At 46.0% G+C, this 13,211-nt stretch carries 14 protein-coding genes and 1 other RNA gene; 6 read left to right on the top strand and 9 right to left on the bottom strand.

Features of this window, described 5'->3' with window-relative positions; genetic code table 11:
* Positions 1 to 10 precede the first annotated feature (10 nt).
* From ACVLR6_RS08015 to ACVLR6_RS08030, 4 genes are all read left to right on the top strand, one after another.
* Complete coding sequence (locus ACVLR6_RS08015) at positions 11 to 697, top strand: HAD-IA family hydrolase (protein WP_005178491.1); 687 nt, start codon at positions 11 to 13, stop codon at positions 695 to 697.
* Complete coding sequence (locus ACVLR6_RS08020) at positions 690 to 1,130, top strand: RNA-binding S4 domain-containing protein (protein ID WP_005178493.1); 441 nt, start codon at positions 690 to 692, stop codon at positions 1,128 to 1,130. The genes ACVLR6_RS08015 and ACVLR6_RS08020 overlap by 8 nt, the downstream gene beginning before the upstream one ends.
* A gap of 145 nt (positions 1,131 to 1,275) precedes the next feature.
* Positions 1,276 to 2,319 (top strand): recombinase RecA, encoded by a 1,044-nt coding sequence (gene recA, locus ACVLR6_RS08025; RefSeq protein ID WP_005178495.1) that lies wholly within the window; start codon positions 1,276 to 1,278, stop codon positions 2,317 to 2,319.
* 89 nt (positions 2,320 to 2,408) lie between these two features.
* A complete protein-coding gene (locus ACVLR6_RS08030) occupies positions 2,409 to 3,020 on the top strand; it encodes a regulatory protein RecX (RefSeq protein ID WP_411687415.1) in 612 nt (203 codons plus the stop codon).
* A 138-nt stretch (positions 3,021 to 3,158) separates the two neighbouring features.
* Here ACVLR6_RS08030 and ffs read toward each other — a convergent pair.
* An RNA gene (gene ffs / locus ACVLR6_RS08035) (signal recognition particle sRNA small type) lies at positions 3,159 to 3,255 on the bottom strand.
* A gap of 291 nt (positions 3,256 to 3,546) precedes the next feature.
* Here ffs and ACVLR6_RS08040 point away from each other — a divergent pair.
* Positions 3,547 to 4,401: a YbgF trimerization domain-containing protein gene (locus ACVLR6_RS08040; RefSeq protein WP_127801452.1), complete on the top strand. Its 855-nt coding sequence runs from the start codon at positions 3,547 to 3,549 to the stop codon at positions 4,399 to 4,401.
* A 47-nt stretch (positions 4,402 to 4,448) separates the two neighbouring features.
* Here the strand turns inward: ACVLR6_RS08040 and rodA are convergent, their stop codons facing one another.
* From rodA to ACVLR6_RS08070, 6 genes are all read right to left on the bottom strand, one after another.
* On the bottom strand, positions 4,449 to 5,585 hold the full coding sequence (rodA, locus tag ACVLR6_RS08045) for a rod shape-determining protein RodA (protein ID WP_005178500.1): 1,137 nt from the start codon (positions 5,583 to 5,585) through the stop codon (positions 4,449 to 4,451).
* 106 nt (positions 5,586 to 5,691) lie between these two features.
* Positions 5,692 to 6,429, bottom strand: a complete 738-nt coding sequence (gene ispD / locus ACVLR6_RS08050) for a 2-C-methyl-D-erythritol 4-phosphate cytidylyltransferase (protein WP_168395816.1) — start codon at positions 6,427 to 6,429, stop codon at positions 5,692 to 5,694.
* Positions 6,416 to 6,790, bottom strand: coding sequence for a septum formation initiator family protein (locus ACVLR6_RS08055; RefSeq protein WP_455994920.1), 375 nt, complete (start codon positions 6,788 to 6,790; stop codon positions 6,416 to 6,418). Before ACVLR6_RS08055 ends, ispD begins: the two co-directional genes overlap by 14 nt.
* Before the next feature lie 7 nt (positions 6,791 to 6,797).
* Complete coding sequence (eno, locus tag ACVLR6_RS08060; protein ID WP_016659026.1) at positions 6,798 to 8,087, bottom strand: phosphopyruvate hydratase; 1,290 nt, start codon at positions 8,085 to 8,087, stop codon at positions 6,798 to 6,800.
* A gap of 44 nt (positions 8,088 to 8,131) precedes the next feature.
* Positions 8,132 to 8,989 (bottom strand): 3-deoxy-8-phosphooctulonate synthase, encoded by an 858-nt coding sequence (gene kdsA, locus ACVLR6_RS08065; RefSeq protein ID WP_005178509.1) that lies wholly within the window; start codon positions 8,987 to 8,989, stop codon positions 8,132 to 8,134.
* 30 nt (positions 8,990 to 9,019) lie between these two features.
* The gene (locus tag ACVLR6_RS08070; RefSeq protein ID WP_005178510.1) at positions 9,020 to 10,657 is read right to left on the bottom strand and encodes a CTP synthase; all 1,638 of its coding nucleotides are present in this window, start codon (positions 10,655 to 10,657) and stop codon (positions 9,020 to 9,022) included.
* A 225-nt stretch (positions 10,658 to 10,882) separates the two neighbouring features.
* Here ACVLR6_RS08070 and ACVLR6_RS08075 point away from each other — a divergent pair, with 225 nt between their 5' ends.
* Positions 10,883 to 11,299 (top strand): hypothetical protein, encoded by a 417-nt coding sequence (locus tag ACVLR6_RS08075; protein WP_005178512.1) that lies wholly within the window; start codon positions 10,883 to 10,885, stop codon positions 11,297 to 11,299.
* Between the two features lie 83 nt (positions 11,300 to 11,382).
* Here ACVLR6_RS08075 and ACVLR6_RS08080 read toward each other — a convergent pair whose 3' ends face one another.
* Positions 11,383 to 12,495 carry a YheT family hydrolase gene (locus ACVLR6_RS08080; protein WP_160241247.1) on the bottom strand — a complete coding sequence of 371 codons (1,113 nt, stop codon included), beginning with the start codon at positions 12,493 to 12,495 and terminating at the stop codon, positions 11,383 to 11,385.
* An 82-nt stretch (positions 12,496 to 12,577) separates the two neighbouring features.
* Positions 12,578 to 12,985, bottom strand: coding sequence for a nuclear transport factor 2 family protein (locus ACVLR6_RS08085; RefSeq protein WP_075166817.1), 408 nt, complete (start codon positions 12,983 to 12,985; stop codon positions 12,578 to 12,580).
* Between the last annotated feature and the right edge of the window lie 226 nt (positions 12,986 to 13,211).

The raw sequence follows: 13,211 nt of genomic DNA on the forward strand, positions 1-13,211 counted from the left end.
ATAGCCTTATATGTCGAATTATTCTGATCAACCCACCATCATCTTTGACATGGATGGTACGCTGCTTGACCTTGCCTATGATGATTTCATCTGGAATGAGCTGTTACCGGTCCGCTATGCCGAGTTGCATCAATGCAGTCTGGCCGAAAGCCGGGATACCCTGTTCCAGTTTTATCAGGAACACAACCATACCCTCAACTGGTATTCATCGCGCTTCTGGACCAGTAAAGTCGGGGTCGATGTACTGGCCATGCAGATTGAGCACAAACATAAGGTGGCTTTAAGACCGGGCTGTATCGAGCTGCTCGATTACCTAAAAGCCAATGGCTATCCAATCTGGCTGGCCACCAATGCCGACTGCGCCGGCCTGGCCTTTAAACTTGAGCAGACTGGTCTGGCCGACTATTTTGATGTCATGATCAGCAGTGAAAGCGTTGGACATGCCAAAGAATTTGTCGCGTTCTGGCAACACCTGGCACAGCAGCATCCTTTTGATCCTGCCCGCTGTTACTTTATTGATGATACCGAAAAAGTACTCAATGGTGCAGCAAAATTCGGTATTCAACAGCTGCTGACCATTCAGCAGCCTTCATCAGGCAAAGCAGCCCGTGCAGACAGCCGTTATCCGATGCTGCATGCGCTGACCGACCTGATTCCCCTATTGCAACACGCTGAGGAAAACAAAATATATGCCTAAATCTGCTCAACACGAAGCTGTAGAAAGCATGCGTATTGACAAGTGGCTCTGGGCGGCCCGCTTTTTTAAAACCCGTTCAATTGCCAAAGCAGCCATTGAAGGCGGCAAGGTGCATCATAATGGTGAGCGCGTCAAAGTTTCCAAGGAAATCCGGGTTGGCATGGAGCTGACCGTACAACAGGGCTTTGACCGCAAAACGGTCAAAGTGCTGTCTTTATCAGCAGTCCGCGGTCCGGCACCGGTGGCCCAGCAACTTTATGAAGAAACTGAGGTCAGTATTGCTCGTCGGGAATTGATTGCATCACAAAGAAAATTGCATAATCTAGCACGGCCTGATCATCGTCCAAGTAAAAAAGACCGACGACAAATCAGTAAATTTAAACAAGAAAATGATCAGTCCTATGACCAGTCCTGGTCATATCATGATGATTAATTTTGGGCGTCAGAATGTGTCGCAAGGCCACTGATTTTCATAGAAGAGAAACATAAATTCTGTCACTATACTCGGGTGGAAAGAGTTTGAAGTACATACATCCACTTGAGTATATTGTTTGGTGACATCGTATTGAGGTTGTAAGATGGATGAGAATAAAAGCAAGGCGCTAAATGCTGCCCTAAGCCAGATTGAAAAACAGTTTGGTAAAAACACAGTAATGCGTCTTGGTGACAATACCGTACAGGCTGTAGAAGCAGTATCTACCGGTTCATTAACGCTGGATATTGCGCTCGGTATTGGCGGTTTACCCAAAGGCCGTATTATTGAAATTTATGGCCCTGAATCTTCAGGTAAAACCACAATGACCCTGCAAGCCATTGCGGAATGTCAAAAAGCCGGCGGCACCTGTGCCTTTATTGATGCCGAACATGCTCTTGATCCTCAATATGCGCGCAAACTGGGTGTAGATATTGACAACCTGCTGGTTTCACAACCGGACAACGGTGAACAGGCACTGGAAATTGCCGACATGCTGGTACGTTCAGGCGCAATTGACCTGATCGTCGTCGACTCTGTTGCGGCCCTGACCCCTCGTGCCGAAATTGAAGGCGAAATGGGTGATTCACATATGGGCCTGCAGGCTCGTCTGATGAGCCAGGCGCTACGTAAAATTACCGGTAATGCCAAACGTTCTAACTGTATGGTGATCTTCATTAACCAGATCCGTATGAAGATTGGTGTGATGTTTGGTAGCCCGGAAACCACCACTGGTGGTAACGCACTGAAATTCTATGCCTCAGTACGTTTAGATATTCGCCGTGTTGGTCAGGTTAAAGAAGGTGATGAAATTGTCGGTTCTGAAACCAAAGTAAAAGTGGTGAAGAACAAGATGGCACCTCCGTTCCGTGAAGCGCTGTTCCAGATTCTGTACGGCAAAGGTGTGAACCATTTAGGTGAACTGGTCGACCTGGCTGTGCAGCAAGAGATTGTGCAAAAAGCTGGTGCTTGGTATTCATATCAAGGTGAAAAGATTGGCCAAGGTAAAAACAATACCATTCGCCATCTGGAAGAACATCCTGAACTGGCACAGACCATTGAAAAACTGATTCGTGAACAGCTATTAACCACAGGCAACGTGGTTGAAGAAAAAGACGAAGAGGAACCTGACTTTTCATTAGATCTGTAAGACTCAACTGTTGAGACTTTAGACATTACACAATACGCCCTACGGGGCGTTTTGTTATTATGCTGATGGCCCTTTTCTGCGAGATGCTTATGTCAGATGCGAAATTCACTAAACTGTTGGACTATGAAACCTTAAAGCAGCAATTTGGCGATGCAGAAGATCAGCCAGCACCATCTGTATCTGCAACTGCCCCGCCTGAATTTGATCCTGAAGAACGTTTATTCGAACATAATAACAGTCAGGAGCACAAACCGGGTTTAAGCGGCTCGCGTTTGCGCTCTTATGCTTTTGCAGTCCTAACCCGTAAAGAATATTCCAAAGCCGAACTGATTGAGAAACTGGCGCTGTATGCAGAAAACCGTGAAGAAGTGGTCGCCTTGGTCGATGAACTGTCACGCGAGAATTACCAGAGTGACCAGCGTGTGGCCGAAACCCTGCTGTCCAGCCAAAAGCGCAAAGGCAAAGGCCCCAATCAGATTAAAATGAAGCTGAAAAGCAAAAAAATTGATACCGCTTTAATTTCAGAAGAACTGAAAGAAACCGACTGGGTGCAGCAAGCCTACGAATTAAAAGTTAAAAAGTTTGGTCCTGATGTCACGAAAGACCCGAAACTGAAAGCCAGACAGATCCGCTTTTTAATGTATCGTGGTTTTGAAATGGATGCGATTATGAAGGCGATTAACCGTAAAGCAGAAGATTAAAAACTGAATCTAGAGATGTAGATAAGCATCTAACTAGGATGAAACATCGACAAATATAAGAAAATAATATAGGGATTAAATCGAAAGGAAATTAAAAAGAAAAAAGCGATATTCTAAGAATTATAAAAATGGTGGCAACCCTACCAGCAAAGCTTCGGCACATCCCACGTCTGCTACCGTTGCTACCTTCCGGTCCTGGCGGGGTTCACAGGGTGAAATTGCGAAGTAACCGGCAGGGCTACCATTGCAGAAACAGAGTATAGACAATTTTATTGAACTTGCAAGTCCTGATTGCGCTTTTATATAAATTAGTCATCTATTTGATTATTAAAAAAACAGTTTGTATTTAATTGGTTATTTTGCAACAGAATTCCGAGAATTTTGACAGATGCCTAATTCATGACAACTTTGTAAAAGCTTATTGCAATTCGGGTTCGGGCCGTTTTTAATGTGCACATGATGATGATTTGGAATGAGCTCTTTCCTGCCCTCTCATTCCCAGTAAAGATAAAAGATGGATATGAAAATGATGCTAAAAAAGCATACGCTCTGTGCACTCACCCTGCTCTGCTCTGCGCCAGCACTGGCCAATATTCCCATTGAATCACGCGGCTTAAGCCAGAACAGCGGTAGTGCCAGCACCCCGACGGCCATTGGCGCCTCCAATAGCGGCGCTCCGGTCACCACCAACCTGAACTGGCAATTAATGCAAAAAAACCAGCAGCTTGAAAATGATATTCGCACCCTGCGTGGCAAAATGGAAGAACAGGAAAACGAGATTGCCCAGCTCAAGCATGAACTGACCAACCGTTATACCGATTTAGACCAGCGTCTTGAACTGCTGAACCAGAAAATTGATCCGGAAGCGGCACCTGCTGTAGAGGAGGATAATCAACAGGATAGTTCTCCCAGTACAGCCAGCAGCAGCCAACCCGCCAGTAACCCCGTAAATAATACCGCTGCCCCAGCGCCAGCAGCGACCACCGTGGTTAGCACACAAAGCTCGACGGAAGAACTGGAAAAAGCGGCCTATACCATCGCTTTGGATGCCTATAAACAAGGCGGTGCAAAAAAAGCCATTGCCCCGATGCAAAACTTTATTAAAAACCATCCGAATAGCGTGTATATTAGCAATGCCTATTTCTGGCTGGCCGAGTTTAATCTGGCAATTGAACCAACCAACTACAACGAAGCCAAAAAGAATTTTGAAATTGTTGCCAGCAAATATCCAAATTCGTCTAAAGCCTCTAATGCGGTGTATCGTCTGTATAGCATTGCCAAAAATGTCGACAAGAATGATGCACTAGCCGCGCAGTATCGTAGCACCCTGCTGACCAAATACCCGTCTTCCCAGGAAGCCAGCTTTGTGAAAAGCTCATAACCCAAAAGCCTCAGATGAGGCTTTTTTTTATAACAGCAGGATCGTGTTTAACGATGGGTATGTACTGACATAACAATGCCCATCCCGGCCAGCAGACTGACCACAGCCGTACCGCCATAACTCATTAACGGTAATGGATCGCCGGTTACCGGTAAAATCCCGCTGACCATACCGGAGTTTAAAAACACAAAGAAGAAGAAGGTCAAGCCAACTGCACCGGCATATAGGCGACCGAAATTATGAAAACAGCTCAGGCTGATAATCAGGCAGCGGATAATAATTGCAGCAAACAGCGCGAACAGTAAAAATACGCCAAAGAAGCCAAATTCTTCAGCATAGGTCGACATAATAAAGTCAGTATGATGCTCCGGCAAATAACCCAAATGCGACTGAGTGCCTTCCAGATAGCCCTTACCGGTCAGACCACCCGAACCAATGGCAATTTTAGATTGAATAATATTCCAGCCAGCGCCGAGTGCATCAGATTCCGGATCAAACAGGGTTAAAATCCGTTTCTTTTGATATTCCTGTAATAAAAACATCCAGGCCAGCGGTGCAACAATGGCCATCGCCGCAAATGCCCCGCCAATTAAACGCCAGGACATGCCGCTCAGAAACAATACAAAAATGCCCGGAATAATCAGGCCAATGTTCAAGTCCGGCTGTAGCGCCACCAGCACAAAAGGAATGCCGAGCAGCACCAGCGCACCGACGATTTGCAGGAATTTGGGTGGAAACGGTTTACGAGCAAAATACCAGGCCATCATCAGTGGCATGGTAAATTTCATGAATTCACTGGGCTGCATACTGCCAATACCGGGCAGACTGATCCAGCGTTTGGCCCCCATGCGGGTTTCACCAATCAGCAGCACCAGTACCAGCATGAGCACGGCCAGGGCATAAAAATAGGGACTGGCGGCCTGATAGACCTTGGGCGGAATCTGCGCACAGATAAACATGGCAATAAAGCCGATACCAAAGCTGATGCCCTGACGCATCACCATTCCCATATCCTGTGCGGTGGCACTATACACCACCATCAGCCCTAAAATTGCATTCAGGATCAGGAAGCATAATAGCCAAGGATCTAGGTGTAGTTTGGTCCAGCGAGAGGTATCGCTTTTAATGCTTCTTCCATCACGTAAAGAGTGACGTAAAAAACGATACTGCTGAGAAGGTATCATTGCGCCCCATTCAATCCAGATAACAAATCATCGGCAATTATAGGATGAACTATGCGCAGAGTGAATCGGAAATACACACCCGACTCATGATTTCAGCAAAGATTTTTTATGCAGTACTTCCGGCGTGCTGGGCTTGCAGAATTAAACGTGCCAGCTCCAGATCATCGGGATAGGTAATTTTAATATTGTCCGAGCGACCTTGTACCACCTGTACCGGATAGCCACCATGCTCCAGCGCACTGGCTTCATCGGTAATATTCACCTCTTGCGCCAATGCCTGTTCAATCGCACGTTTAAGCTCACCTAAGTGCGCCATTTGCGGGGTTTGTGCCTGCCACAGCTGGGCACGGTCTACCGTGGTCTGAATCTGCTGCTGCGTTTCTACACGCTTGAGGGTGTCACGGACCGGAATGGCCAAAATAGCACTCTGGTTGCTGTGTACTGCCTGATTCACCAATGCATATAAGTTTTCAACCGCCACACAGGGACGCGCGGCATCATGCACCAGTACCCAGTCTTCATCCGATGCAATAGCAGATAAATACTGCAAGGCATTCAGCACCGAGTTGACCCGCTCTGCGCCACCCAGACAAAAATGGGCTTTATCCTGATGTGCAAACGGCAAACGCTGGGCCACATCATCCTGCGCACCAATGGCCAGCACATAACCTGCCAGCGGCAACTGATTTAAACGCGCTACCGTATGCTCCAGCACCGTGTGGTCCTGGATCATCTGATATTGCTTGAGTTCGGATTTGGAAAAGCGACTGCCCGAGCCTGCTGCCGGAATAACGGCCCAAAGTTTATGGTGTAGGGGTTGTTGCAGCTGGCTATGGTGCTTCATTGGTACGTAAATCTACCTGGGCATTCGGATTGATATAAATCGGCTTATATTGGGTACTGATGGTACTCATCTGTACAAAAGTTTCATGTGGTTTAATTAAGCCCAGATCAAGACGGGCATGTTCTTCGATGGCTTCTACACCATTTTTTAAATCATAAACTTCCGCGGCCAAAACCCGGTTACGTTCTTTTAATTCATTATTGAGTTCGGTTTGTTGTTGTATTTTCTGGGTCAGTTCCTGATGTTCACGATAACCACCTTCACCAAACCAGTATAAATATTGAAACCCTGCGATCAGAACGATCGCAAGGCCCAACAGTACTTTACTCGATTTCGAGTCGAATACACTTAACATTGACATCTGTCGCTTAGTTTAAACCTTTAAACTCAGCTTTACCGCGATATGCAGCATTCGTCAATTCTTCAATACGAAGTAATTGGTTATATTTCGCTACACGGTCAGAACGGCATAGAGAACCAGTCTTGATTTGACCTGCTGCTGTACCTACTGCAAGATCGGCAATGGTCGAGTCTTCAGTTTCACCTGAACGGTGAGAAATAACAGTCGAGTAACCATTGGCTTTTGCAAGGTAGATGGCATCTAAAGTTTCAGTCAAGGTACCAATCTGGTTGTATTTAATCAGAATCGAGTTACCCACTTTTTCGTTGATACCGCGTTGCAGGATTTTAGGGTTAGTCACGAACAGGTCATCACCGACCAACTGGATCTTGTCGCCAAGAATTGACGTCAGGTAAGACCAGCCTTCCCAGTCAGATTCATCTAAACCATCTTCAATTGAGATAATTGGATATTGGTTTACCAAGCCAGCTAAATAGTCAGCAAACTGGTTGCTGGTGAATGCTTTGTTGCCTTCGCCTTCCAGTACGTATTGACCATTCTTGTAGAATTCAGAAGATGCACAGTCAAGCGCAAGCATCATGTCAGAACCTGCCTTGTAGCCAGTCTGTTCAATTGCTTCAAGAATTACGGTAATTGCTTCTTCGTTTGAACGTAAGTTCGGCGCGAAACCACCTTCATCACCTACAGCTGTGTTCAAACCTTTTTTCTTTAATACTGATTTTAACGCGTGGAATACTTCAGCGCCTGAACGTAATGCTTCAGCGAATGAAGTGAAGCCTACTGGCTCAATCATGAACTCTTGAATGTCAACAGTGTTGTCTGCGTGCGCACCACCGTTCAGGATGTTCATCATTGGCACAGGCATAGTCAAAATGGTTTGACCACGTAAATCTGCGATGTATTGGAAAAGAGGAATTTTCTTTTCATCAGCAGCAGCGCGTGCAGCAGCCAATGATACGGCTAGCGTTGCGTTTGCACCTAATTTTTCTTTGTTTTCAGTACCGTCTAAAGCAATCATCGTATTGTCGATGTCTTTTTGCTCAAATACTGATTTACCCACCAGCGCATCACGGATTAGCGTGTTAACGTTGTTTACGGCAGTTTTCACACCTTTACCTAAGTAACGTGCTTTATCGCCATCACGAAGTTCTAAAGCTTCACGAGAACCAGTTGAAGCACCAGATGGTGCACATGCACGGCCAACTACGCCAGATGCTAAGATTACGTCTGCTTCGATGGTTGGGTTACCACGAGAGTCCAAAATTTCACGTGCACGAATGTCAACGATTTGGCTCATGAACAATTCCTCAGTTGATTGAATAATAGATGCTGTTGCGGGCATCAATGAGTATCTAACTTTTTGAATCCTTTAACTAAAGTATCCAATTCTTTTAATTGCGCCAAGAATGGCTCTAATTGTGACAGGCGCAGCGCACACGGGCCATCACATTTGGCCACATCCGGATCTGGATGCGCTTCCAGGAATAAACCTGCAAGCCCGGTCGCCATACCGGCACGCGCCAGTGTGGTGATTTGCGCACGGCGACCACCTGCTGAATCGGCACGGCCACCCGGCGTTTGTAGCGCATGGGTCACATCGAAGAATACCGGCACATTCATCTCTTTCATGATGTCAAAGCCCAGCATGTCAACAACCAGATTGTTGTAACCAAAGGCTGAGCCCCGTTCACAAAGAATCAGTTTGTCATTACCAGCTTCCAGACATTTATGCAGGATATGACGCATTTCATGCGGCGCAAGGAATTGGGCTTTTTTAATGTTGATGATGGCCTGTGTTTTGGCCATAGCTTCAACTAAATCGGTCTGACGGCTTAAAAAGGCAGGAAGCTGAATAATGTCAGCAACTTCAGCCACCGGCGCAGCCTGATACGGCTCATGCACGTCGGTGATAATCGGAACATTGAAGTGTTTTTTGATGTCTGCCAGCCACTCAATCCCTTTTTCCAGGCCTGGGCCCCGGAATGAGTTCAGGCTTGAACGGTTGGCTTTATCAAAGCTGGCCTTAAAAACGTAAGGAATATTCAAACGTGTGCAGATATCAATATAGGTTTCTGCAATTTCAAAGGCCAAATCTTTGGACTCAAGTACGTTCATGCCGCCGAATAGTACAAATGGCAAGTGGTTTGCCATTTGTATATCGCCTAAACGTACAACTTCTTGTGCTTTTAATTGTGACATTTAAACTTCCTGGTTTGTTCCTTTTACCGCTTAGTGCTTGTTTTGGTACTGCTTTTTGGCAGCATCAATAAAGCTTGCAAACAGCGGATGTCCATCACGTGGCGAGCTGGTAAATTCTGGGTGGAATTGTACCGCAATAAACCAAGGATGTTGAGGGATTTCAACTGTTTCCACCAAGTGCTGTACTGGTGAATAACCTGAGATTTTCATACCTTTTTCTTCAAGAACAGGAATATAACGGTTATTCATTTCATAGCGGTGGCGGTGACGTTCAATAATTTCTGCTGAACCGTACACTTCACAGGTTTTGGTGCCTTCAACCAGTTCTGATTTTTGTGCACCTAAACGCATGGTACCGCCGAGGTCAGAATCAACTGAACGCTGCTGTACTTCACCACGCTCATCTAACCATTCGGTAATCAGACCAATTAATGGAGATTTGGTTGAACGGTTAAATTCAGTTGAAGTCGCATCTGCAATACCGGCAACGTTACGTGCGTATTCGATCACGGCAAGCTGCATACCTAAACAGATGCCCAGGAATGGTACACCGTTTTCACGTGCATAACGGATGGCCGCCATTTTGCCTTCAGTACCGCGCTCACCAAAGCCGCCAGGGACCAGAATTGCGTCAGCATCTTTCAGTACGGCTGCAACGTCCTGGCTTTCCAGGTCTTCTGCATTGACATAGTCAATCTGTACTTTGACACGGTTTTGAATACCAGCATGCAATAACGCTTCGTTCACCGATTTATAGGCATCTGGCAGTTCAACGTATTTACCAACCATCGCTACACGTACGGTGTATTCCGGATTCAGTAAGGCTTCAACCACGTTATCCCAGTCAGACAGGTCTGCTTCTGGCACATCAAAACCAAAACGTTCACAGATCAGATCATCAACATCCTGCTCATAGAAGGTACGTGGAATTTGATAAATGGTTTTGGCATCTTTACATACCACCACTGCACGCGCTTCAACGTTGGTGAACAGTGCAATTTTGCGGGTAGTATCTGCGTCTACATCGTGCTCAGTACGGCAGATCAGGATATCTGGCTGAATACCGATTGACAGTAATTCTTTAACCGAGTGCTGGGTTGGCTTGGTTTTTAACTCTGCTGCAGACTTAATGTATGGCAACAGGGTTAAATGCATCAGCATGGTACGTTTATGACCGAGCTCAACCATGAGCTGACGGACCGATTCCATGAATGGGAGAGATTCAATGTCACCGACCGTGCCGCCAATCTCAACAATGGCAACGTCATAACCTTCACCTGCGCGAAGGACACGCTCTTTAATATTATCTGTGATGTGTGGAATCACCTGAACGGTACCGCCCAGATAATCACCACGACGCTCTTTATTTAAGACGTCTTGGTACACGCGACCTGATGTGAAGTTGTTTAACTTCGTCATCTTCGCACGACGCAAGAAACGTTCGTAATAACCCAAGTCTAAGTCAGTTTCAGCACCATCCTCTGTGACAAAAACTTCACCATGTTGGAAAGGACTCATCGTCCCTGGATCGACATTGATGTATGGATCCATTTTGACCATGGTTACTTTCAAACCACGGGCTTCTAAAAGTGCAGCAACTGAAGCAGCTGAAATACCTTTACCTAGTGATGAAACAACACCACCAGTCACGAAAATAAAATGGGTCATTGGGTTTCTCGTACAATCGAGCCTAAACTGGCCTGCAATGTTGCGCAATTTTACTTTACTCTGCACCTATAAAGCAAAGTCATTCCGCATCAATTCATAGAACAATAAACAATTGGCTATTCTATCAGCATTTCCGATAAAAAATTAGATTTTATTCATAGGATTTTCATCTGATTTTTTGCTGTTATAATACGCGCATCTCGTTGAACCCTCCTTTTTTAGATTATGAACAAAAAATTTTTGATTTGTGGTGCAATTGCAACCAGTTTATTCCTGAGTGCCTGTGTTAAAAAAGAAGCACCTCAGGAAGAAGAACAGGTTGAAGTTGAGGTTCAGCAAACTGAGCAGATCACTGAGCCAGCCCAGTTCGAGCCACTTGAAGCAGAAACGCCAGAAGTGTCTGAAACTGAAGCGCCAGTGGAATACGAAGTTGAACGTACTGAAACTGAAAACACCACAACTGAAATTCGTCGTGAAGTGACGCCACGTGAACCTGCGCCAGCCCCTCAGCCAGCTCAGGCCGCTCCTGCTGAAGACAAGCCGGTAGAAGCCCGTCCAGCCAACCCGGACCCGGACAGCCAGTCACAAGATGACGCTGTTGCCGCAGCCATTGCCGCAGCAACCCCAGCGCTTGAAAACTGATTTCAGCCTTCAAGCACTGTTGCATAAAAAAACCCAGTCCATGTACTGGGTTTTTTATTGGCCTTTTTATGAAGCTGTTCCATTCAGGAATAAGAACGTTCACCCTGTTGATGCTGGTTCTTTAAATAATCAGCCATTAAACGTGTGGCCCAGGACTGTGGCGCACCTAAACCTTCATAAAAACCGCAATGACTGCCCTTTTTGGTGGTCACCACCATAATATTCGGCATTTTCTGAATACTTTCTTTATACGGTTCCAGATTTTTAATATGACAAACCGGATCATCTTCGGCGTTTAAAATCATCAGGGGAATTTTGACATTCTGGAACACATAAATCGGGTTAATGGCTTTGCTATAACTTTCATAATCATGATAGCCGGCCATCTCAAAATAGGCCTGTTCAAATTCGGCCAGGTTTTGCGCGGTAATGACTTTGGCCAGCGATTTGGTTTTCTGCCAGCTACTCCGATAAGGATCAATAAAGGCCTGAATCACCTTTTTGGTCATGACCTTACTATAAAACGGATGAACATGGTTAAAGCCGATTTCGGTGTCATACCCCGGGCACAGTGCAAAAGCAGCTTTTAGCGGCGTTTTGTCGCCTTCTTCACCTAAATAACGCACCAGCAAACCGGTACCGGCCGATGAACCTACCCCATATAGGGCAGAAACCGGGAATTTTTGCTGAATAAACTGGATCTGTTCCCGTAAATCTTCGGTGGAACCAAACAGGCAGATTTTCGGAACCGGCATAGGCAAGTTGGCATGACCACGGCGTAAACATAAGGCAATACGCCAGCCGGTCTGCTGATGTAAATCCCGCACCAGCTCGCTCATGCTCTCGGCAGTTCCGACAATGGTGTGCATTACAATAATGGTTGGGGTGCGTGGTGGCAGATGCAGACCGTACCAGGCAATAGCCGTTACGCCACCATCGGACATGTTCAGCTGCTCAATGGCATCGTAATGCAGGCGGATGGTTTTTTTCTTGATTAAGTCAAAATAAAGCAGATGCGCATGGGTATTGGACAGCCACGGGGTTGGCCGGTATTTCTGTTTCAGTTGCGGTAAAACATCTATACAGCGCCGGATTTGACCTTCGGGATTAAAATATAAGGTCGGTTCTGCGGCGCCGGTCCATTCATCAATCAAGCGCTGGGTGAGCTGGGCCATTTTCTGGATCACAAATTTCATGTTTTGTTCCCCCCTTTTATGGTTTGGCTTATATCATGCTAGTTCTCTCATGTTATGAAGTCAGTTGAGTTCAGGGCTTAGATCAGGTGGGCATAAATTGTGCCATCCGTTGTCCCATCTCGGCAGCCAAAGCTTCGAGGCCGCTTTTAGGACGAATCATCACTTCAAAATCAATGATCTGACCTTGATCATTGAAGCGGATCATATCAATACCCTTGAGTTTTTTATCTCCCACCTGGGCAGAAAACTCAAGCACAACATTGTTACCGTCTGCAGCATAAAATTCACGGTGATAGCTAAAGTTCTCAAAGACCTGAATTACATTGGTCAGAATAAAAAACACCACCTGCTTGCCGGCATAAGGCTGATAAGCCACCGGAGAACGAAACACCACCTCATCGGCCAGCAGTTCATTCAGGATGGCCATATCACGCTGTTCAAGCATCTGGTGCCAACGGGCAATCGCGGTTTTGGTGATGTGTAAGGTCATTTTGGGGTCCTTTTTTGTTTTGATATTTCATTGCTATATAAACTCCCCCTGAGCAAGTTTTAAAGCATTGCTTTAAAACGAAGTGCAAGAAAGGGGGATTTAGAAGGGTTTTTCTACAAGAATCCCTCCCAACCTCCCTTTTTCAAAGGAAGGAGTTGATTCTATTCAGTGAATTCCCTCAGCTTCCAGAAGATGAGCAACCCTGCTGCACAGGGCAGAGGCGGTT

It is taken from the genome of Acinetobacter sp. T63 (genome assembly GCF_053852345.1).